Raw genomic sequence first — 22,187 nt, 5'->3', positions numbered from 1 at the left:
ATGCCGACACCGGCCGGGGAGCGTATCGTCCGAAGGGGCGGTGCGCTCCTTCGCGTTTCGGCCGGTGCCGCCGCCGAATTGCGAAACCGACCAACTATTGGCAGGGCCGCCACTGTAGGGTGCGACGCGAAATGGCTCCTTAATCGTTTTCGGGGCGTAGTTCCGGGACTGGAGACCGGTGTACCCCCGATGACGCGTTCCGCCCTCGCGCTGCGATTTCTGAGTGGCGTGAGGACCGACCGCTCCGACGACCACATTCTCCGCGCCCAATTGGTCGAGTTGCAGCGGCACGTCATCTCGCTCTACGCGCTGCTCATCGCCAATGCCTGCGCGCTCTCGCTGACGCATTATCCGCTGGCCCCGGCCTGGCTCACGATCGCCGTGCCCGGGGCACTCTCCGCCCTCTGCGCGGCGCGGGCGCTCCGCTGGCTGCGCATGCGCCCGCACGACGCCACGCCCGAGCGGTGCCTGCGGCAGTTGCGGTTGACGAGCGGGCTGACCGCGCTGGTCTCGGTCGCCTTCATCGCCTGGGCCCTGACGCTCGTGGATTACGGCGGGCCCTACGAACAGGGTCACATGGCGATCTTCGTCGCCATCACGGTCGTCGGCTGCATCTTCTGCCTGACGCATCTGCCGGTCGCGGCCTTCCTGGTGACTGGCATCGTGATCGTTCCGTTCGTCATCCACTGCATGATGTCAGGCAATTCCGTCTTCGTCGCGATCGCGATCAACATCGCCTTCGTGACGGTCGTGATGGTGCGGGTGCTCGTCAACAACTTCCTGGCCTTCGTTCAGCTCGTCGAATCGCAGGCGGAGGCGCAGCGGCTCGCGGACGAGAACGCCCGCCTCGCCCATACCGACAGCCTGACCGAACTGCCGAACCGGCGCTTCTTCTTCCAGCGGCTCGAGGCCCTGATCGAGGACGCCTCGGGCGCGCCGGCGCCGTTCGGGCTCGCCATCTTCGACCTCGATCGCTTCAAGCCGATCAACGACACCTACGGCCATACCGCGGGCGACCGGGTGCTGGCCGTGACCGGACAGCGCCTCGCCGCCTTCGCGAGCGAGGACGTCACGGTCACCCGCCTCGGGGGCGACGAATTCGGCGTGCTGATCCGCCGGCCCGGCTCGACTGCGGAGACCGTCGCGCTCTGCAACCGGATCTGCGAGGCGCTGTGCGCGCCGATCCCGATCGGCGAGACGCAGGTGGTCGCGGGCTGCTCCGGCGGCCTCGCCCTCTACCCGGAGGCCGGTCGGACGGCGCATGCCCTGTTCGACCGGGCCGATTACGCCCTCTACCACTCGAAGGAGCGCCATCGCGGCGCCACGACTCCGTTCTCCCCCGAGCACGAGAACGCCATTCACGCCGCGCGCGCCCTCGAGACGACGCTGCAGGCGGCCGATCTCGCCGCCGAGATGGAGCTGCATTACCAGCCGATCCTCGACACCGCGACGAACCGCATCGCCATGGTCGAGGCGCTCGCGCGCTGGACCAGCCCGACGCTCGGCCGCGTGCCGCCGGACCGCTTCATCGCCGTGGCCGAGCGCTGCGGCATGATCCACGCGCTAACGCTACTCCTTCTGCGCAAGGCCCTCGCCGACGCCGCCCGGCTCCCCCCCGCGGTCGGCCTCTCGTTCAATCTCTCGTCGCAGGATCTCGGGTCGCCCGAAACGGTGATCGGCATTCTGGGCGCGATCCTGCGCAGCGGCATCGATCCGCAGCGCATCACCCTCGAGATTACCGAGACGGCGCTGATCCGGGATTTCGAGCGCGCCAAACAGGTGATCACCAGCTTCCGCGTCCTCGGCATGAAGGTGGCCCTCGACGATTTCGGGACCGGCTATTCCAGCCTCGGCTACGTGCACCGCCTCCCGCTCGACGAGATCAAGATCGACCGCAGCTTCATCGCCGATATCGAGTCGAGCCACGGGCGCAGCGTCGTCGCGACGGTGCTCGACCTCTGCCAGAATCTCGGGCTCGACGGCGTGGCCGAGGGGGTCGAGACCGCGGAGCAGCTCGCGGTGCTGCAGAACCACCGCTGTCGTTATGTCCAGGGCTACCTGATCGGCCGGCCGATGCCGATCGCGGCCCTGCTCGAACGGCTCGGCGAGGCCGGCCCACAACAGGTCGCGCCGCAAGAGGCCGCGTTCGACAGGACAGGGTCGGATCAAGGCGTTTCGGACGAGCCGATGCGGCTCAGCGCCTGAGCCGGTCCGCTCTCCCGCTCACCATCCGGCGCAGCACGGGGACGGCCCGCACTCCGCCGTCCGGGCCGGTCCGTCGCACCGGCGCCGTGCGTCACCCTCGCTTCGCATCAACCGTCTGAAGATCGATACCGAGGGCGCCGACCTTCGCGTGATCCGCGGCGCGGACCGGATGCTGAGCGAGCGCCGGATCGATTTCGTGACCTGCGAATTCAACGCGCTGGGCGAAAGCCTCGACGCGCTCGGATCCCTGACGCCGATCGCGATGTTCCTCGGCGCGCGCGGATACCACTTCATCGCGAGCTACAACGACTACATCACCACGGACGGCGCGTTCTTCGCGGTCTCGAACGCCCTCTTCGCCGCCGATCGCGGAGATCTCGCGCAGGCGCCCTGAGGCGCCGCGGCACGACGCCAAGATCATCCGCGCGGCGGCGGGACGAGAGCAGGTCCGGCGGGCCTCGGCCGACCGGTTCACGCGGAATTAACCATGCGGGCGCAGGGTTTCTCCAGTCATCGCACGCTCCAGGCCGGCCGGACACTTCTGAATGGGGATCGCAGTGTCAGCCGGAACGACCCGCCCAAACGGCGGCGCTGCGATCCGCTCCCGCAGAGGGGTGGTCCTGCTGGCTCTCGCGGGCCTCTGCGCGGCCTGCGGCGGCGCGGTGCGGGCCGCCTCGATCGACGAGGCGATGGGCTGGGCGCTCCGTTCGAGCTTCGACCGCCGTGCGGACGATGAGCGGCAGGCCGCGGCCGAGGCCCAGGTCACCAGCGGCTACGAGGCCTTCCTTCCGACCGTCGGCTACGTGATCAGCCGCCGCGTCGACAGCCGGATCAAGTACACGCCGGATTTCGCCTCCGACCCGACCATACCGGGCGGGAGCGACACGCTGCAGCGCTGGCAGCCGAACACATCGGGCCTCCAGCTGACCATGCCGCTGTTCGACGGGCTCAAGCGCTACAACGAGCTTCAGGCGGCCCGCAGCGCCGCCGCGGCGGGACGCGGCCTGCAGGACGCGAAGGCCCAGCAGATCCTGCTGGATACGGCGAGCGCCTACCTCGCGGTCCTGCGTGACCGGGCGATTGTGCGCCTGCGCGAGGCCGCGATCGCCGACGTGGCGAAGGTCGCCCGCAGCGTGGCCCTCCGCCGCGAGGTCCACGACGCGACCAACGCGGAAGCGGCGCTCGCCGAATCGCGCGTCCTCGCCGCGCAGACGAATCTCGAGCAGGCAAAGGCCAACCTCGCCGCGTCCGAGACCGAGCTGGTCCGCCTCGCCGGCCCCACCGCCAGCCCCACCGCGCTCCCGCTCGTCCCGAACAGCCTGCTGCCGAACTCGCTGGATGAGCTGAGGGCCATCCTGGTCAGCACGAACCCGACGCTCGCCGCCGCCCGGCTCGATGCGGAGGCGGCCGGCTACCTGGCCAAGGCGTCCTACGCGCAGTTCTTGCCGCAGGTGAATCTCGCCGTCACGCATGGCCGCCGCGGCCCGGCCTCGACCACCCCCTACAAGGTTCAGGAGACCTCCACGATGCTGCAGGCCCTGATTCCGATCTACCAGCCCGGTGAGTTCGGCAATCTCGCCCGCGACCACGCGACCGCGCGCCAGAAATCCTACGCGTCCCAGGATCTCGAGCGCACCCTGCTCGCGCAGGCGACGACGGCCTTCAACCAGCGCCGCTCGACCATCGTCCAGGTGGCGCAGGCCGACGAGCGGGTGCGCCGGATCACCCGCGCCGTGCAGGGCCGGCAGATGGAGCTGCGCCTCGGATCGATGACCGTGGTCGACGTGCTGAACACAGTCGCCGAGCTAGCCGAGGCCCGGATCGCCAAGATCAATCTCGAATTCGCCCGCGACCGGGCGACCTACGCCCTCGCGGCGACGGTCAACCGGCTGCGCGCCTGAACCTTCCGGGCGCCGCGGGACCCGGCCCCGGCCGACCGCCCGGATTCGCGGGCCGCGCGGGAGCGGCCGGCATTTCGCTGGGGACGGTGTTCTGGACACGGCCGACCGATCCGTCGCGAGACACGTTCGCTCGAGGGCGCGCGACGCAATAGCGGACGCCGATCGACACGTCCGGACCGGATTTCGCCCCCTGTCGAATACAGGGCGCCAGAATCACCGCTGACCGAGCGGAAACCGAGGTCAAGATCGGTTTCTTCGTCCCCGCGCGAATGTCTTAATCGACATGGTAAATAGCGTCGAATGCTGCAAACCGCGGGAGCGACGTTAGTATTAATCTCTCGAACTGATTGCAAAAGGACGTCGAAAATTGGATGTCTTTGGCGTCGGCTCCGCAGCGGGGCCGGGTATCAAGGAGACGGCACCATGAAGGAAATCAAGCTCGACCAGCTGAAGACCCTCGCCGGCGGCGGCGGTTCGTGCGGTCAGGACAAGGGCGGTTCCAGCTGCCCGCCGCCCGCTCCGGCCTGCGGCCCGTCGAAGAGCGGCAAGTGCAGCTGATTTCGGCGCACGCCTAGCCGAGATCGTCCAGAGCCTACGGATCGGGTCGTTCGCGATCCGGTCCGTATGCCGTCCGGTCGGATCGGCGCGCGAGCATCCGCGCCCGGCGCGTCCGGGCGTCCCACCGTAGCGAGACCAGAGGCGCGGCCATGCTCGACGTCACCCCGAACCTGGCCGCCCGCTTGGCGGCGACCGACCTCGCCCATCATCTGCATCCCTTCGCCGACATGAAGGACCTCGTGGCGGGCGGCGTCCGGGTGATGACGCGCGGCGAAGGCGTCTACGTCTACGATGCCGACGGCAAACGCTATCTCGACGCCTTCGCCGGGCTCTGGTGCGTCAATGTCGGCTACGGCCGCCGCGAGATCGCGGATGCCGTCTTCAAGCAGATGACCGAGCTGCCCTACTACAACACCTATTTCGCCACCACGACGGCTCCGACCGCGCAGCTCGCCGCGAAGATCTGCTCGTATGCCGGGCCGACGATCAACCGGGTCTTCTTCACCAATTCCGGTTCGGAGGCGAACGACACCTGGTTGCGGATGGCGCGGGTCTATTGGGCCACGTGCGGCCGACCGGAGAAGACGGTCGTGATCGCGCGGCACAACGGCTATCACGGCTCGACGGTGGCGGCTGCCAGCCTCGGCGGCATGCGGCACATGCACGAGCAGGGCGGGCTGCCGATTCCCGGCATCGTGCATATCGGCCAGCCCTACTGGTACGGCGAGGGCGGCGACCTGACGCCGGCCGAGTTCGGCCTGCTGCGGGCGCGCGAACTCGAGGCGACGATCCTCGAACTCGGGCCGGAGCGCGTCGCGGCCTTCGTGGCCGAGCCCATCCAGGGCGTCGGCGGCGTGATCGTCCCGCCCGAGACCTACTGGCCCGAGATCCAGCGCATCTGCCGCCGCTACGACGTCCTGCTCGCCGTCGACGAGGTGATCACGGGTTTCGGCCGCCTCGGCACGTGGTTCGGCTACCAGCATTACGGGCTCGAGCCGGACTTCTGCGCGATCGCCAAGGGCCTGTCGTCGGGCTACCTGCCGATCGCCGGCGTGATGGTGTCGGATCGGGTCGCCGACGTCCTCGTCGAGCGGGCGGGCCCCTTCCACCACGGCTTCACCTATTCGGGCCATCCCACCGCCGCCGCGGCGGCGCTCGCCAATCTGCGCATCCTCGAGGAGGAGCGCCTCGTCGAGGGCATCCGCGACGAGATCGGACCCTATTTCGCGCAGGCCTGGGGCGCCCTGGCGGACCACCCGATGGTAGGCGAGGCCGTGTCGGCCGGGCTGCTTGGCGCCGTCCAGCTCGTCCTCGAGAAGGAAACGCGCACGCGCTTCTCGCGCCCCGCCGATATCGGGATGATCGTGCGCAACTTCTGCATCATGCGCGGGGTCATCGTGCGCGCCAGCGCCGACCGGATCCTGGTCTCGCCGCCGTTCACGGTGAGCCGCGCCGAGGTCGACACCATCGTGGCCACGCTGCGCGCCGTGCTGGATTTCGTGGCGGCCGAGCTGTCGTCGGATTGATCGCCCCTGCCCCGCCGGTCGGATCGGGCCGTATCCGGCCGCGAGACCGGCGGACGGAACCGGGCTTCAACGTCCCTTAAGGTTATTTTCCGATGATGCCCCCTGCCGCCGATGTCGCGCTCATCGGGCGACCGGCAGAGCTGTATCGGATTCTCAGGTGACTGATTTCATCCGCAGATGCGACGCTAACCGGCTCGCGCGAAGCCAGTCCTCGGCCCGCTGCGCCCGTTCGGCGCGCACCCGCGCCGCGCTCGGGCCGCGCATCGCGCGCTCGCGTCGCGGACTCGTCGGGGCCGTGATCGGGGCGGCGAGCGGCCGATGACGGCCGCGCTGCAGATTGTCAAGCTGCTCGGCCGGCTGCCCCTGGCAGCGCGGCGCCGGATCCTGCGTGGGCTCTGGCGGGCGACGCTGCCCTTTCGCGGTCCGGTCGGATTCGGCCTGGAACCCGTGTTCGAGCGGTACCTGAAGGTCGGCGCCGGGCCCGCGCGCCGGATCGCGCGGGAGCACGATTACCAGGACATCCTGCTGATCATGGAGTGGCACGCCAGCATCCAGCGCAGCCGGCGGCAGATGATCCGCGATTTCGGCCGGACCCGGGTCAACGATCCCTCGCTGATCGAGCGGATCGCCGAGAGCGGTAACCCGGTGATCCTCGCGCCGCTGCACATGGGGGTGTTCCCGGCGGGCATCACCTACGTGCTCTGGAAATTCCTCGCGGGCCGGCGCCTGCTGGTCCTGCGCGCCCGGGACGATCTGGCGGAGAACAACGCCGCGATGGACCGCATGCGCGAGATCGCCGGCGAGTTCCGGATCCTCAACACGCGCAACGAGGCCGACTTCGTCGACGCGATGCGCTTCGCCCGGAAAGGCGGCGTCGTGGTCTCGCTCCTCGACCTGCCCGAAACCTACGGCTCGCCCGCAGAGGTCGATCTGTTCGGTGAACCGGCGGCGATCGCGCTCGGGCTCGACGCGATGGCCCGCATGCTCAAGGCGGTCGTCCTCCCGATGACTGTCCAGTCGCTCGCCGCGCACGACGAGATCGTCTTCGGCCAGCCCTTCGAGGTGTCCGAGAACGCGCCCGAGAGCCGGCGCGCGCTCGCGCAGGCGATCGGCCGCCAGATCGAGCGCTTCGTGCGGATCGCACCGGCGCAATGGCACATGTGGACGCGGATCGCCGAGTTCTATCCCGAGCGCGTGCGGCCGCGGACGCCCCACGCCGCCCGCGAGGCCGAGAAGGTCGAGGCCCATGTCGATTCCTGAGCGCCTCGCGCGCCTGCTCGGCCGCCGCAAGGCCAAGCCCGCCGGCATGATGAGCCGGTTCGAGGTGACCGGCCTGCACGAGCTGTCCTCCACCATCGAGTTCCGGCGCGATACCGCCTCGAACCTCCTGGTGCTGTTCTTCGTCCTGCTCGCGGCCTTCATCATCGTGGCGATGTGGGTCGGCTCGTTCTCCAAGCAGGAGACGATGCGCGGCATCGTCCTCGGCTCGAAGGGCAGCCAGCGCATCAGCGCGCCGGTCGACGGCACCGTGACCAAGATCTGGTTCGCGCAGGGCGACGCGGTCGATGTCGGCGAGCGCCTCCTCACGATCGTGCCGCAGCAGAGTTCCGCCGGAGCGCGCCCGCTCTCCGAAGCCGAGCTGCAATCGCTGACCGAGCAGCGGCGGACGGTGACGAAGCAGATCGCCGACCTCGAAGCGGTGATGGCGAACGATGCCGCCGACCTCGGCGCGATGGAGGTCAACACCGGCAAGATCAACGAGACCCTACGCAGGCAGGAGGGCGACCTGACCACGGCGCTGGCCGCACAGGAGACCGTCGTCCGCAAGCTCCAGGGCTACCTCAAGCTCGGCGACGTCACCCGGGACGTCCTGGCCGCTCAGGAGCGGATCAAGCAGGATTACGCGCGCCAGATCCTCGATGTCCGGCTTCAGATGTCGCAGGTCGCCTCGACTCAGATCGATCGCCGCCGGACGGTGCAGCAGAACCGGACCGCCAACACCACCGAGCGGGCGCAGCTCGGCCGCGCCCTCGCCGATCTCGACGCCCGCATCGAGCGCGCGAAATCCGCGATCGCCACGGAGGTGATCGTCGGCATCAAGGGCCGGATCGCCGCGCTGAACGTGCGCGAGGGCTCGGACGTGAAGCTCGGGGACGCCCTGGCGGCGATCGGCGACCCGGAGGCGCCGTTCACCATCGGGATGCAGGCGCCCTCGAAGACCATGGGCCTGCTCGCGCTCGGCCAAAGGGTCGTGCTGAAATACGACGCCTTCCCCTACAAGACCTTCGGGGTGAAGCACGGCCGCATCATCGCGATCGGCCGCCAGCCGCTCAGCCTGCCCAAGGAGGATGAGGGCGCCTCGCTCCTCGACGCCTCCCTCGCCAAGGCCGGGCCGCGTCCGCCGCCCCAATCCAAGTTCCTGATCGAGGTCGAGCCGGAGGAACGGACGATCCTGGCCTACGGCACGGAGCGGCCGATCCTGATCGGGTCGACGCTGAGCGCCGACATCGTGGTCGAGCGCCGCCGCCTCATCGACTGGGTGCTCGACCCGATCTTCGCGATGCGGGGACGCACATGAGCCTGCCGTTCATCTCCTCGGGGCCGAAGGTTCGCACCCTTCTGCAGAGCGAGCAGCAGGAATGCGGCCTGGCCTGCATGGCGATGATCGCCAATGCGTACGGGCACAGCGTCGACCTGCCCTACATGCGCTCGGTCCATCAGATCTTCAAAGGCGGCATGACGATCGCCGAGCTCTACGGGCTCGCCGGCGTGTTCGGCTTCGACGCGCGCGCGCTGGCGGCGGAGAACACGGACGACCTCGTCGGCCTCAAGCTGCCGGCGATCCTGCACTGGGAGGGGCGCCACTTCGTGGTGCTCGACCGGCTGTCCGGCGGGAAATACTACATTCACGATCCGGCGGTGGGCCGGCGCGCCTTCAGCCGCCAGGATTTCGAGAAGCACTTCTCGGGCGTGGCGATCGAGTTCCAGCCGCGGGTGTCGGTGGAGAAGGTCATCTCGAAGGACGGCCTGTCGCTCTGGGCCATCGTCAAATCGACCGGGGGTTTCCGGGCCACGTTCTGGAAGGTGCTGTCGGTCTCGATCGCCGTCGGGCTGCTCGCCCTCGCCTCGCCGATCCTGCTGCAGGTCTCCCTCGATTTCGTGCTGCCTCAGGCCGATCTTGATCTGCTGGGAATCATCGCGATCGGGCTGGGCGCGCTGCTGATCTTCGAGGCGGTCGGCAACTGGCTGCGGGACATGCTGATCCTGCGCGCCTCGATCGGGCTGCAGCTGCAATTCTCGCGCTCCGTCGTCGGGCACGGGCTGCGCCTGCCGCTGCGCTACTTCGAGGCCCGGCATCCGGGCGACTTCATCACGCGCCTGAACTCGGTCGATCAGGTCAAGGCCTTCGCCGCCGACGGGATGGTGCGGTCGCTGGCCGATACCGCCGTCTCGGTGATCTCGGTCGCCCTGATGCTCTATTACTCGATCCCCATGACGATGATGGTGCTGGCGACGCTCGCGCTCGCGGTCGGCATGCGGACCCTGTTCCTGCAACGGACGCGCGAGGCGACGACGGACGCCCTCAGCGCCAAGACCGAGGAGGTCAGCGCCCTGCTCGACGGCCTCGACCGGATCCAGATCGTCAAGGCCCACAACGTCTCGAGCCGGATCGAGCAGCGCTGGTTCGAGAAGCTGTCGCGGTTCGCCGGGCGCGACTTCATCGCCCGGCGGCTGCAGATCGACACGCAGCTCGCGGTGCACATGATCGTCGTCCTGGGCACGGTGGGCACGCTCTACGCGGGCGTGACCGCGGTGCTGCTCAACCAGATGACGATCGGCATGCTCTACGCGTTCTTCGCGTTGCGCGGCAGCTTCTTCACCATGGTCGACACACTGACGACTAACCTGATGCACCTCACCGTGATCCGGTCCCATGTCCGGCGCCTGGAGGACGTGATCCAGAACGAGCCGGAGATCCCGGCGAAGTCGGCGGTGATCCGCAAGGCCATCCGCCGCGACGTCGAACTGCGCGACATCGCCATCTCCTTCGGCAACGAGGAGCGGGCGGTGATCCGCGCGGCGAACCTGCGCATCGACGTGGAGGGCCGGGAGCACATCGCGATCGTCGGCGAATCGGGCTCGGGCAAGTCCTCGCTGCTGAAGGTGATCGCCAGCGTGGCGCAGCCGACCAGCGGCTCCGTCCTCGTCGACGGGCAATCCCTCGGGCGCTTCGGCGTGATGGAATACCGCGCCAACCTCGGCGTCGTGTTCGCCGAGGACGGTCTCTTCACGGCGACCATCGCCGAGAACGTCAGCCTGTTCGATCCCGACATGCCGATCGCGCGGATCCGGCAGGCGCTCTCGACGGTCGGCCTCGACGCGGAGATGGAGGCGCTGCCCCAGGGCATCGCGACGATCGTGGCGAACAACAACTCGCTGCTCTCGACCGGACAGCGGCGCCGGGTCCTCGCGGCCCGGGCGATCTGCCGCCAGCCGCGACTGATGCTCTTCGACGAGATCACCGCCAACCTCGACGCGGCGACCGAGAAGGATCTCCTCGAGAGCCTGTGCCGGCTGCCGGGCGGCAAGATCTTCGTCACGCACAGCGAGCGCGTCCTGGCCTACGTCGATCGCGCCTACAGGCTCTCGGACGGCGTCCTCAAGCCGATGGACCTGCCGCTCCGATCGCAGCGGATGAAGAGCGCCTGAGGCGCCCGGACCGACCGCGGACGCGTCGACGCGCCGGCTCGAAGGCGGTCGGCGCCGACCTTGCCGCAGCGTCATCGGTTCCTGCAGGCCCGCCGCCCGTGCGGCGGCCCGATCGCCCGGACGTCGGATCGGGCCCCGCGGCGGCCCTGTCGCCGGCCTGGGCGGCGGCGAGGCCGCATCCCCCCGAACGCGCCCGGATCGCCCGGCCGGTGGTGTGACCCCGCCCGGACACGTTCGGCCGAAAGCCTGCCCCGGTCGGACCCAGCCTCCCTCGGCGGCTTCATCGCCGCGCCGCGCTTGCCGACTCGACGCGCGCGTCTCTGCGAGCGCCGCCCCGAAGAGTAGTCCCGACCGCGCGTGCGCGTCGGATTCGGGAATATCCGGGGCAGATGCAACTTGGCGTGGTATTCGACAAGTGCATCCTGCGAGCGCGGCCAGTGTTCGAGTCCGGTCGCGGGCCGCACGTTTTTTGATGATCCAACCGATCGCTGAAAGATCGGCATCCGAATTAGCGGTCCCTTAAAACGGGCCGCGTTATACGGCTTTCATGAAGCGGCCATCGCAATTCGGAGGGGATCGAAGCGGCGCTGCGGCCGTGGAATTCGCCCTCGTCGGCGGGGTGTTCATCCTGACGCTGCTGTTCGTGATGGTCGTGGCCGCGATCCTCTACATCAGCCAGATGCTCGACTTCGCGACCGGCCGAGCCGCGCGCCAGATCATGACCGGTGGAACGCAAGCACAATCCCCGCCGGCGACGCTGGCGACGTTCACCCAGAGCATCTGCAGCTATCTTCCGGCCGCGATCTCCTGCGGCAACATCATTGTCAACCTGTACGTCGTGCCGAAGGCTTCGCAGCCGAGCGGGTTCTACACCTACGTTAAGTCGGATTTCAGCGGTCTCTCGATTCCAAATCTCACACCGGGGTCGGGCCAGTTCAATCTCGGCACGCGCGGAGATTACCAGTACCTGCAGGTCATCTACCCGATCACGTTCCTGCCGTCCGGCTTTGCCCAATGGTTGAGCGGGGGCGTCACCTACAACGGGAAGTCGGCCTATCTGGCGATCTCGACCGCGGCCTTCCGCAACGAACAATACTGATGGCGACGAACCCTGCGTGCCTGCGCCTCGCTGGGACGGCCGTTCGGGGGCCTGGCCTGCGCCATGTCCTGGCAGCGGAGGACGGGATCGCGGCGCTCGAGTTCGCTCTGATCCTGCCCATCCTCCTGACGCTGATGTTGGGCGGGACCCAGCTCGTCACGTATATCAACGCGCTGCGCAAAGTCGATCAGATCGCCCGTACGATCAGTCAAATGATCTCGCAGGTCACGCCGCCGACGAGCTCGACCGTCGCCACGGTCAATGCCGCCGATATTCATTTCAGTTACGATTCCGCGTTGGTGCTGTTCCCTTATGCCATGAAGGACAGCGCTCGGCAGGGCAGGCAATGGTGGCAGGATGTCTCGATCAACTTCGCCAGCATTCAATTCACCCAGATTGCGACCACCTGCTCGGACAACACCGATCTGAGTGCTTGCTACAGGGCCAACGTGGTCTGGACGAGCACGGGCGCCCCCCAGCCGGATAGCGGGGTGAATTACAGGCCCTGCACGGCTCCGCAATTGCCGGCCGACAACACGGCGTCCCCGTCGCGCACCACGCTCCCGCGTTCGGTCTACGGATCCGCCTCCGTCATCGCGATCGACGTGGTGTTCGCCTTCACGCCGACCTTCGGCGCACGCTTCATTCCCCCCCTCAGGATCGCGCGGACGGCCTATGTCCAGCCGCGCTACGCGACGCTCGTGAACTACGACACCACCAACACCGATGGGTTTGTCACGAAATGTCCCGGCTACTGATCAACGGACGCCGGCTCGGGCGGGCGGCGCGCGCGCTCTCCGCCGCGCGCGGCGGAAGCATCAATATCCTGTTCGGCCTCAGCCTGATCCCGGTTCTCGGGCTGATCGGCCTCGCGATCGATTACGGCATGGCGATCACGAATCGCACGCGTCTCGACAATGCCGCCGACGCCGCCGCTCTGGCGGCCATCGTCACCGCCAAGGCCTACATCGCCGCGAACCCGTCGCAGGCCAATGTCGCGACCGCGGCGCTCGCGGCTGCGCAGACCCAGGCGATCAACGTCTTCAACGTCAATGCCGGCAAGGTGCCGTTCGCGCAGGTGACGTTGCAGACCCCGCAGGTCCAGCGCAGCAGCCAGACGCTCACCGCGACGGTGACCTACTCGGCCGCGGTGCAGAACAATTTCGGCAAGCTGTTCCGCTCGCCGACGACGACGATCGTCAGCACGGCGACCGCATCGGCGGACCTGCCGAGCTATCTCGATTTCTACCTGATGGTCGACGTCTCGGGATCGATGGGCCTTCCATCGACCACGAGCGGCATGACGCAGCTCGCCGCCGTGAACGACGACATGTGGTCCGATTACCAGCAGGGATGCCAGTTCGCCTGTCATTTTCCCGGCTATATCGGCTGGAGCAAGGCAGCGGGAAAGATCCAGCTGCGGTCGGATGCCGTGAACAACGCGGTGTGCGCATTGCTGCAGAGAGCATCGACGCCAATCGTGCCGAACCAGTACCGGATCGGCATCTATCCCTTCATCAACCAGCTGGCGACGCTGTCGTCGCTCACGAGCAACCTCACGGCGCTCAACACGGCGGCGCAATGCGGCCAATCCTGGCCGCTGGCCTTCACGAACCTGCTAGATACCGGCACGACGCAACTCTTCTCTCCCGGAAACCCGAGCACCGGGACCGGAGCGGGCGGCACGCATTTCGAGGTCGCGCTCCCGCAGATGCAGACGACGATCCAGACCTATGGCGACGGGTCTTCGGCCAGCCGGCCCAAGCCGTTCGTCTTCCTGATCACGGACGGGATGCAGAACAGCCAGCATTATTATACCTGGGCGAACGGGAAGTATAATTATCCCGGTAATCCGTCCACGTTTTCAGGCTATGCCAATGCGTGGTGGGATGGATCGCAGCCCGCGCAGATCGATTCGACGCAATGCACGGCGCTGAAGACCGCCGGTGCGACGATCTCGGTGCTCTACATCCCGTACAACACCATCTCGTTCGTCAACAACGGCGGCGGCGTCGCCTGGGAGAACAACCGCGTCAACGGCTTCAGCCCGACGCTCGCGGCGCCGCTCAAGGCCTGCGCCTCGACGGGGTTCTTCTACACGGCCAATACGCCGGCCGATATCACGGCCGCCCTGAACGCCATGTTCGATCAGGCCCTCCGGGTCACGCGACTGACGAATTGATGCGGCTCGGCGGGCTTCGTCGGCCTGCGGAGGCTCGGCGCCGGACATCCTCGCCCAGGACGAGACTGGCCCGCATGCCGCCGGTGTCGGGGGCTGGGCCGTCAGGCGGGATCGGGCAGCGAGAGGCCGTGGCGCCGGCCGGCTTCACGTCGGTCCCTCGCCGCTCCGCGACCGAGCGGCGCCGGGCCCGAGCGGGGATCGACCCGGGTTGGCGCGGCCGGGGAGGATGGGACGGTCACGGCGTGCGCGAACCCATGTCTCAGCGCGCTGCATCCGCCCGGCAAGGCGACGCGAGGTGCGGCTGTCCTGAGAAACGCGAACTTCAGCTCAAGATCTTGATGGCTTGCATCCGAATACAAGCGTGGAGCGGGCGATCGGGATCGAACCGACGACATTCAGCTTGGGAAGCGCAGGTAAGCCGTTGATCTAAAAGACCTCTGTTCCCCGTTGCACAGCAACGGAAGGAACGAATTATGGGTACGGAAAAGGAAAGCGCCGTCGCGGGGGTTGGAGCCCGCAACGGCGCTAAGCAGATCGGTTCAGGGGTGCGAACCAGCGTCAGAGATAGGGCGGATCGCCCGGCCCTGGCAAGCCATCTCGTGGCCGTCTTGGACCGCGAGGGCATGGTGCTCAGCATCGTCGCCGGGCGCTCCGCGGCGCGCAGCTTCCTGATGGAGGCCACGCGATGATCTCTCGCACACTCCAGCTAGACGACTTCCTCTGGGCACTCGACAACAGCCGGCGTCGCTACCGCGTGCGCCCAACGCGGCTAGGCGATCAGTTTGGGGGTCCGAAGCCGGCCTATCCCGGGCTCATCACGGTGGTGAGCGTGAACGGCATCCACCGCGTCGTCATGAGGGCGCAGTGCGGCCTCTTCCCTCAGGCGTGGGAGGATACCGACCACTACGCCAGCGCTCGGCTCAATGCGATCAGCATGGGCGTCCGTGCTCGCCAGCGCGGAGGTATCTGATGACAGGCGGAACCTCGACGTTTGAGCGGCCACCCAAGCCGACGATATCGCCCTTCGCCGGTCTGCCCGATCTGCCGGCTCTGCGCGAACTCCAAGGCCGCCCGAAGTGGGTGGCCTGGGACTACACCTGGAACGAGAAGCGGCAGATCTGGGACAAGCCGCCGATTTGCGCCCGGAACGGCGGGCCCGGCAGCACCACCGATCGCGCGTCCTGGTCGAGCTACGCGCACGCGGCGGACTTCTCGAAGGTCCGTCGCATGGCCGGCGTCGGCTACGTGCTGTCGCTGGAGGATGAGGAAAGCGGCATCGATCTCGACGATTGCCGCGATCCCGAGACCGGCACTCTCCAAGCCTGGGCACAGGTGGCAGTCGACTTCGCCGAGACCTACACCGAGGTCTCGCCCTCGGGGTGCGGATTGCGGTTCTTCGTCCGCGGGCTGGTCGATGGGCGGAAGATCGATGCCGCCCAGGTCGAGATCTACACGGGCGGTCGATATCTGACCGTCACCGGACGCCACGTGCCCGGCACGCCGACCGAGATCCGCGAGGCACCTCGCCTCGTGGCCTTCCTTCAGGAGCGTGCCGACCAGTTCCGTGCGGCTCAGAAGGCCGCCGCCGACCTCGCCCGGGAACAGGAGCGCAAGAAGGCTGAGAAACGGGCGCAGGAGCCGCTCAGGCAAACCACGAGCGGGCGGACCCGGCAGGCGGTGAACGGCCGTCAGAGCCCGTTTTTCGGCACTGCTGAGCCCGATCCATTCTGGGGGAACGTGAACGCCAGCGCCTTTGCCAATCTCAGCGCTTGGGTGCCGGTACTGTTCCCGACGGCGCGGCAGTCCAGCAACGGCGCGTGGCGGGTTGCGTCGCGGGACCTCGGGCGCGACTTTGAGGAGGATCTGTCCCTCACCGCTGACGGCTGCATCGACTTCGGGCTGCACGATATGGGCGATGAGCGCGAGGGCAGGCGCAGCGCCATCGCGCTCGTGCTGGAGCACGGGAACGCCAGCACGGCCTCTGAAGCCGCTCTGTGGCTCTGTGATCGCATCGGCGTTGCGCCCGAGAGTCTGGGCTGGCGTGGCGGTCAGCGTAGCCAGGAAGAGGCACCGCGCGCCGAGGGCTCAACCGCGCAGGCCGAACCACCACCCGAGCGCAAGCGCATCCGGGCCACGCCCTACGTCTACCGCGATCCCTCCCTGATCCCGCCGCGCGAGTGGATCTACGGTCGGCACCTGATCCGGCGCTTCCTCAGCACGACGGTGGCGCCTGGGGCGGTCGGCAAGTCGAGCCTCGTGCTGGTCGAGGCCATCGCCATGGTCACCGGCAGACCGTTGCTCGGTATCACCCCGCCTCAACGCCTGCGCGTCTGGTACGTGAACCTGGAGGATCCGCTGGAGGAGACCGAGCGGCGCGTCGCCGCGATCTGCCTGCATTACGGGATCGATGCACGGGAGCTGGAGGGCCGGCTGTTTCTCGACAGCGGGCGCACGGCCGAGATCATCATCGCGACCCGGCAGCGGGACGGGGTGAAGATCGCCGAGCCGGTGATTGAGGATCTGACTGCCAGCATGGCCGAGAACCAGATCGACCACCTGACAGTCGATCCGTTCGTCAGCTCCCACCGCGTGACCGAGAACGCCAACGACGAGATCGACATCGTGGCCAAGGCTTGGAACCGTGTCGCGGAGGTTGGCAACGCCTCGATCGAGCTGGTCCACCATGTCCGCAAGGGACAGACGGGCCAGGGTGAGTACACGGTCGAGGACGGCCGTGGTGCCGGCGCGCTGCTGGCCGCAGCCCGGTCGGCGCGCGTGCTCAACCCTATGACGAAGGATCAGGCGGAGAAGGCCGGGCTGCCCTCAAACAGAGGCTTCTTCCGCGTCGACAATGGCAAGGCCAACCTCGCGCCACCGCCGGATCGGAGCGACTGGTTTCAGCTCATGTCGGTGTCGCTCGGCAACGGGCCGCCGGGGCTCATCGACTATGGTGATCAGGTTGCGGTCGTGGCGCCGTGGGAATGGCCGGATGCCTTTGAGGGCATCGGCACGGATGAGCTACGCGCAGCTCAGGCAGAGGTCGCCGGCTGTACCGCTGCCGGGGCACGCTTTCGTCTCAACGTGCAGTCACCGGACTGGGTCGGAGTCCCGATTGCCCGCGCGTTGCGGCTCGATCCAACGGATAAGGCCCACCGCAGCAAGGTTGGCCGGATGCTTAAGGTCTGGATTGAGACCGGCATGTTCACGGTGGTCGAAGGCAAGGACGAGAAGCACAGGATCCGGGAGTTTGTGGAGGTCGGCACCCATGCCTCAGATGCCATCGAGTGAGCATCCCTCCACCTCTGCAAGGTGGAGTGGAGACAGGTGGAGTAGTGGAGCAAAAAACTCCTCCACCACCACCCCTTATAGGGTGGGTGGGGGTGGTGGAGGTGGTAGGCCACAAGGTGGAGGTGGAGGGCCTTGCTGCCTTGTCCCCTTCAACCGGCGCGAGGGCCTAACTACGGCCGAGGCCGCCGAGCGTGCCGACCGCACCGAGCGAACGATCAGGCTGTGGTGCCGGGATCATGATATCGGTCGTCGGGTGGCCGGCGGCCCTTGGCTCGTGTCCAGGGTCGCGTTGGCGATGTTCCTCTGCGGCGATACCTCGGCGCTACGTGCCTACCTTGCCGGGGACCGCAGGAGCGGAAGGGTCGCAAGTTACTTCGCCGCTGAAGGCTTGGCAGATCTCGCGCAAGGCTGAGGTGTGTTCGTCGCGGAAATCGTGACGTATCCGAAGCCAATCACGAGGAACACATAGAGGCCACGTCACTAATCACTCGCGGAGTTTCGCTGTGCAGACCAACACACGCGTGATGAACTTCCCGGAAATGGTTCGCTTTCGCGCCGAGCGCGGATTGCCAAACGCGGTCGCTCGCGCCGCGCAGCAGTTCCGTACTTCGCCCGGCGAGTATCTTCGCCGCGCCCTCCGCGCTCAGCTTGAGGCTGACGGCGTGCCGCTGCCTCCGTTCGGCAACGATGACGGTCGTGGCCCGCATCCCTCTGCGCCCGCGCTGCGGCCGGCGGCTTGAGGGAGAACTGCGATGAGCCTCCCCACCATCCAAATCGCTTCCATGCGCACCGTCGCCCCGCATGTCAGCCTTGGCAGGACACGGCCGGAGCCGGTCGCGCCTCGCTTGGCACCGCGCACCTCGACCGAGATCGCGGCCGACCGCGAGGCGGCTGTTGCCGAGCGCCAAGCGCTGGAAGCCTCGCGCGCCGACATGCTGCTGCGGGGCACGGCCGAGGACGTCGCCAACCTCGACCACCGCATCGCCGTCGCCAAGATCCGCGCCGATCAGGGTGAGGTCCAGCACGTCGCTGCCCTGAAGGCCGAGGCTGCCCAGCGCGCCGAGCACGAGGCTGAGCAGGCCCGCCGCAAGGAACTCTACCGCAAGGCCATGAAGGCCAGCGCCGAGGTCGCCAAGCTCGCCGACGAGTACGACACGGAGGCACGGCGCCTGGTGCCGCTGCTCAGCAAGATCCGGGAGCGGGCCGCGCTGATCGCTACGGCCAACGCCGCACTGCCGGACGGCGCCGAGCCTGTCCCGCCCGGTGAGCCCCGCTGCAGCTGGAACGGCAGACCCGACCAGCCGCACAGCTCGATTGCCAGTCGAGTCAGACTGCCCGCGCTGGGCACCGACGCCGGCTTCATCTGGGAGGATCGTTCATGAACCGCACTGAGATCGAGGAAGGCCGCGCTTGGGCGCGTCGTCTCCTCCGCAAGCCCGAGCCGGCCGCAGCCGAGGCCAAGCCCACGCAGGCCGAGCGCATCGCCGCGTGGTCGGCTCAGGCTCGCCAGGATGAGGCCAAGGGCATCCCGACACGCTCGGCGGTCGAGCAGACCCGGCGCGATCTCGCCACCCCCGGCTCGGCCTTCACGGTGGGCGCCGAGCGCTATGCCGCCGACGGCAGCCGCTGGCAGCGCGTGGCCTGACGAAATGTGGAATGCGCGCTTCTCGCGGGGCGCGTGTTGAGGGCGATCCGGTCAGCCCGATAGCCAAAGCCAGCCTGTCCCAGCGCCCGCCTTCGTCGGCCCGGGCGCGTCACGGATCCCAAGGCTGGCACGACCGCTCCCGAGCCTCTGCGGGATGACGCCAGGGACCGCGGTACGGGTCACGTGCTGCGGTCCCGCTCAGAAGCCTAGAGCCGCAACAGGAGTTCGAGCGATGGCCCTCACCGGCATCCACGTGACCTGCACCTTCGTCAGCATAACCAACGGCGCCTCCCTCGCGGAAGGCAGTCCGGCTTGGTCGCAGACGATGAGTGCCCCTGGCACGACCACGAACGCGGCACCCGAGAAGCCCGCCTACCGCACCGATCTCACCAGCTCGATGATGGAGGTTGCCGCGGCCGTGGACGCCTTCGTTGCGATCGGCTCGTCGCCCGACGCGACCAACGGCCCCCGCTACTTCGTCCGCGCTGGCGAGACCCGCAACCTTGTCACGCATCCGGGCGACCACCTTGCCTGGATCGCAGCTTGAGCGAGACCGCCATGACGAAGCCGGCCACTGCCGCCACGCCTGCAGAGGTAGAGACGCTCCCGCCTGTGGTCGTGATGGTACCGGCGGATCCGGCCGATGCTCACGGCATTGGCGCGACAACCTTCCGCCGGATCGATCCGCGCGAATTGCACGAGAGCGCCGAAGAGGCGGAAGCTAGCGGATCAGCTTGGCGGCCTAAGCCCACAGGCAGGGCCGCCCCGTGACATCGCGATCAGGGCTCAATCGTCGTCGTCATCGTCCTCTACATCGGGACGCCGTATCTCACGGCGTTCACGGCGGATCTCCCGACGCTCGATGCCAGGACGCACGTCGTCCCGTTCGATTACCTCCCGACCTCGCGGGCGCACATCGACAGCCGGACCATCAGGACCGACTTCAAAGCGCTGCGCAGATGCAGGCGCGGCAGCAAGCAAGCCGAGCCCGAGCAGGGATGATGCCAGGATGGCTTTCATGGTCGTCTCCTCTCATGGTTGCGAGATCAACGGAACCCAGAGAGCGACGTTCCGGCCCGGCGGCCCCAGCGAGACGGGCAGCCTCTCAGCGTGAGGCCCAGAAGTGAGTTCCCGGGTCCTTCCAAGGGGTGCCGGCAAGCGCGGGTCCGCGTGAGTCCGACAGTTCCGCAGGTGCAGAGTTTCCATAGGGGCTTCAGCAGCAGAATGGCGACCATTGCCGAGACAGCCGCTCACCTGGATCTGAGCGAGCGCCGGATCTACGAGCTTCAGGACAAGGGTGTGCTTGCGAGAGCGTCGCGCGGCGCTCTCAACCTCGATGAGGCGCGCGTCGCCTACATCCGGCACCTGCGCGAGAACGCATCGGGGCGCCTGCCGGCTGGCGATCTCGACCCCGGTCAGGAGCGTGCTCGCAAGGACCGCGCTCTCGCCATCGCGGCCGAGATGAAGAACGACGTCACTCGCGGCAGCGTCGTGCCGGTCGACGTGGCGGTCGCAGCCCGCGTCATCCAGTTGCGCAAGCTTCAGAACAAGCTTCTGGCCCTGCCGACCCGCATCGCCGGCCGGATGCCGAGCACGGTGCGCTCGCAGGTGCTCGCCTTGGCTGAGAGCGAGATCCGCGCCGCCCTGGTCGAGATGTCGGGCGGGTCGGAGATGCACGTCACCCTGGATGAGGTGCAGGCCGAAATCGGCGCCTCCCCGAACTTGATGGAGGCCCCCCATGGCTGATCCCGAACTTACTTGCGAGGTGCGCACCGAAGGCGGCACCTACCGCGACTGGCTCGCCGTGAAGATCGGGCAATCCTACGATCAAGGCTGGTCGCGCTCGTTCCAGCTCGTCTGCGCCGAGCCGAACACCGCTACGGCCTTTCGCCTGCGGCCGGGCGCGCGGGTCGACATCGCCCTGGCGGGCCAAGTGGTGATCCGTGAGGGCTACATTCGGAACCGGCAGGCAGCCTACGACGCCAACCGGCACGCCGTGCAGGTGGTGGGCTTCTCCAAAGCGGGACTGACAGAGATCGGTTCGGCACAAGCCGGGACGGGCCAGTTCCGCGGCTACACGGTCGACGCCATAGCCAACAGCGTCCTGAAGCCGCTCGGGCTGAAGTTTAGGGTCGAGAATGCGCCGGAGGGGTGGGACACGCCCTTTGGGCAGGTGATGGTGCGCTTTGGCGAGAGCCCGTTCGCCCTGATCTCGCGGCTGTGTAGTCAGCGCGGGCTCTGGCTGCGGGCGGATGCGGACGGCACGCTGGTGGCCGGCACGCGCCCGGGCGGCAATGCCATCACCTTCACGGAAGGCGACAACATTCTGGCGGCCAATTGCATGCTGGAGATGCCGGGCGTCGAGGAGCTGATCATCAACTCGCAGCAGCCCGGCTCGGACAGCCTGTTCGGCCGCAGGGCATCCGAGGTCCAGGCCAAGAGCACGCTGTCGGCTGGCATCCCGGGCGTCCAGCGCAAGGTGCTGGCGGAGATGCCGCTGGATCAGAAGGGCGCGGAGCTGCGCACGAACATGGAGGCGCAGGCAATCGAGTCGGCGCTGCTCCGTGTGACGCTGACCTACAAAGGCTGGCTCAAGCCGGACGGCAAGTTGTGGGAACTGACGGACCAGGTGACGGTGAAGTCGCCGGCCTTGTTCCCGACGAAGAGCGGGCAGATGCAGCTTCGACTGTGGGGCTACACCTACAGCCAGAGCGAGGCAGGCACGACGACGACCATCGAGATGGTCAACGATGCCGCGTTCGAGATCAAGTTTCCGGATGCCAAGGCCAACGACGGCTTCTTCAGCGGTGGGGCGACGCCCGCCAAGCCGGAGGCGGCGACGTGAAGCGTGGCATTGTCCGATAGCCCTGGCGCTTTCTCACTCTCTGCGGATCCCGCGAGACCAAACCTCTACTTCAACCCGCTCAGCTCTGCGGCGGCGGGGATCTTGATGCATGCGTTTCCTTAGGAGGGCTCACCCGGTGAGGAAGGCGGAACCGGTCCGTTGGGATGCGCGTCGGTCCCGCCACATCCGTCAACGCTTACCACCCATTGCCTGACGCTTTTCTTCTAT

Annotated in this window: 20 protein-coding genes; 19 read left to right on the top strand and 1 reads right to left on the bottom strand. The window is 67.7% G+C overall.

Annotated elements, in window-relative coordinates; translation table 11 throughout:
* The first annotated feature begins 189 nt into the window (after positions 1-189).
* The 17 genes from ACS5RC_RS19855 to ACS5RC_RS19775 all read left to right on the top strand — a co-directional run bounded on the left by ACS5RC_RS19855 (position 190) and on the right by ACS5RC_RS19775 (position 19,661).
* Positions 190-2,205, top strand: a complete 2,016-nt coding sequence (locus ACS5RC_RS19855; protein WP_478345628.1) for a putative bifunctional diguanylate cyclase/phosphodiesterase — start codon at positions 190-192, stop codon at positions 2,203-2,205.
* Positions 2,165-2,599: an FkbM family methyltransferase gene (locus ACS5RC_RS19850; protein ID WP_478345698.1), complete on the top strand. Its 435-nt coding sequence runs from the start codon at positions 2,165-2,167 to the stop codon at positions 2,597-2,599. Before ACS5RC_RS19855 ends, ACS5RC_RS19850 begins: the two co-directional genes overlap by 41 nt.
* A gap of 220 nt (positions 2,600-2,819) precedes the next feature.
* Positions 2,820-4,106 (top strand): TolC family protein, encoded by a 1,287-nt coding sequence (locus ACS5RC_RS19845; protein WP_478345627.1) that lies wholly within the window; start codon positions 2,820-2,822, stop codon positions 4,104-4,106.
* A gap of 423 nt (positions 4,107-4,529) precedes the next feature.
* Complete coding sequence (locus ACS5RC_RS19840; protein WP_478345626.1) at positions 4,530-4,664, top strand: hypothetical protein; 135 nt, start codon at positions 4,530-4,532, stop codon at positions 4,662-4,664.
* A 149-nt stretch (positions 4,665-4,813) separates the two neighbouring features.
* Positions 4,814-6,190, top strand: coding sequence for an aspartate aminotransferase family protein (locus ACS5RC_RS19835; protein WP_478345625.1), 1,377 nt, complete (start codon positions 4,814-4,816; stop codon positions 6,188-6,190).
* A gap of 318 nt (positions 6,191-6,508) precedes the next feature.
* On the top strand, positions 6,509-7,450 hold the full coding sequence (locus ACS5RC_RS19830) for an LpxL/LpxP family acyltransferase (RefSeq protein WP_478345624.1): 942 nt from the start codon (positions 6,509-6,511) through the stop codon (positions 7,448-7,450).
* On the top strand, positions 7,437-8,768 hold the full coding sequence (locus ACS5RC_RS19825; protein WP_478345623.1) for an HlyD family secretion protein: 1,332 nt from the start codon (positions 7,437-7,439) through the stop codon (positions 8,766-8,768). The genes ACS5RC_RS19830 and ACS5RC_RS19825 overlap by 14 nt, the downstream gene beginning before the upstream one ends.
* Entirely contained in the window at positions 8,765-10,900 is a 2,136-nt protein-coding gene (locus ACS5RC_RS19820) for a peptidase domain-containing ABC transporter (protein WP_478345622.1), read from the top strand. The genes ACS5RC_RS19825 and ACS5RC_RS19820 overlap by 4 nt, the downstream gene beginning before the upstream one ends.
* A gap of 547 nt (positions 10,901-11,447) precedes the next feature.
* Positions 11,448-11,999, top strand: coding sequence for a TadE/TadG family type IV pilus assembly protein (locus ACS5RC_RS19815; RefSeq protein WP_478345621.1), 552 nt, complete (start codon positions 11,448-11,450; stop codon positions 11,997-11,999).
* On the top strand, positions 11,999-12,757 hold the full coding sequence (locus tag ACS5RC_RS19810) for a TadE/TadG family type IV pilus assembly protein (RefSeq protein WP_478345620.1): 759 nt from the start codon (positions 11,999-12,001) through the stop codon (positions 12,755-12,757). Before ACS5RC_RS19815 ends, ACS5RC_RS19810 begins: the two co-directional genes overlap by 1 nt.
* Positions 12,742-14,181, top strand: a complete 1,440-nt coding sequence (locus ACS5RC_RS19805) for a pilus assembly protein TadG-related protein (protein ID WP_478345619.1) — start codon at positions 12,742-12,744, stop codon at positions 14,179-14,181. Before ACS5RC_RS19810 ends, ACS5RC_RS19805 begins: the two co-directional genes overlap by 16 nt.
* Before the next feature lie 969 nt (positions 14,182-15,150).
* Positions 15,151-17,469, top strand: coding sequence for an ATP-binding protein (locus tag ACS5RC_RS19800; protein ID WP_478345618.1), 2,319 nt, complete (start codon positions 15,151-15,153; stop codon positions 17,467-17,469).
* Entirely contained in the window at positions 17,447-17,881 is a 435-nt protein-coding gene (locus ACS5RC_RS19795; protein WP_478345617.1) for a helix-turn-helix domain-containing protein, read from the top strand. Before ACS5RC_RS19800 ends, ACS5RC_RS19795 begins: the two co-directional genes overlap by 23 nt.
* Positions 17,882-17,972: 91 nt before the next feature.
* The gene (locus ACS5RC_RS19790; RefSeq protein ID WP_478345616.1) at positions 17,973-18,209 is read left to right on the top strand and encodes a hypothetical protein; all 237 of its coding nucleotides are present in this window, start codon (positions 17,973-17,975) and stop codon (positions 18,207-18,209) included.
* 12 nt (positions 18,210-18,221) lie between these two features.
* The gene (locus tag ACS5RC_RS19785) at positions 18,222-18,851 is read left to right on the top strand and encodes a hypothetical protein (protein WP_478345615.1); all 630 of its coding nucleotides are present in this window, start codon (positions 18,222-18,224) and stop codon (positions 18,849-18,851) included.
* Positions 18,848-19,114 (top strand): hypothetical protein, encoded by a 267-nt coding sequence (locus ACS5RC_RS19780; protein ID WP_478345614.1) that lies wholly within the window; start codon positions 18,848-18,850, stop codon positions 19,112-19,114. The genes ACS5RC_RS19785 and ACS5RC_RS19780 overlap by 4 nt, the downstream gene beginning before the upstream one ends.
* A gap of 232 nt (positions 19,115-19,346) precedes the next feature.
* The gene (locus ACS5RC_RS19775; protein WP_478345613.1) at positions 19,347-19,661 is read left to right on the top strand and encodes a hypothetical protein; all 315 of its coding nucleotides are present in this window, start codon (positions 19,347-19,349) and stop codon (positions 19,659-19,661) included.
* Between the two features lie 239 nt (positions 19,662-19,900).
* Here the strand turns inward: ACS5RC_RS19775 and ACS5RC_RS19770 are convergent, their stop codons facing one another.
* The gene (locus ACS5RC_RS19770) at positions 19,901-20,134 is read right to left on the bottom strand and encodes a hypothetical protein (protein WP_478345612.1); all 234 of its coding nucleotides are present in this window, start codon (positions 20,132-20,134) and stop codon (positions 19,901-19,903) included.
* Positions 20,135-20,338: 204 nt separating this feature from the next.
* On the opposite strand from ACS5RC_RS19770, the gene ACS5RC_RS19765 reads away from it, so the two are divergent.
* Both ACS5RC_RS19765 and ACS5RC_RS19760 read left to right on the top strand, forming a co-directional pair.
* On the top strand, positions 20,339-20,860 hold the full coding sequence (locus ACS5RC_RS19765) for a hypothetical protein (RefSeq protein ID WP_478345611.1): 522 nt from the start codon (positions 20,339-20,341) through the stop codon (positions 20,858-20,860).
* Positions 20,853-21,959: a phage baseplate assembly protein gene (locus tag ACS5RC_RS19760; RefSeq protein WP_478345610.1), complete on the top strand. Its 1,107-nt coding sequence runs from the start codon at positions 20,853-20,855 to the stop codon at positions 21,957-21,959. Before ACS5RC_RS19765 ends, ACS5RC_RS19760 begins: the two co-directional genes overlap by 8 nt.
* The last annotated feature ends 228 nt before the right edge of the window (positions 21,960-22,187 follow it).

The organism is Methylobacterium sp. HJ2 (assembly GCF_056431005.1).
The sequence above is the reverse complement of the archived record's forward strand: the minus strand, read 5'-3'. Positions and strand labels throughout refer to the sequence as shown.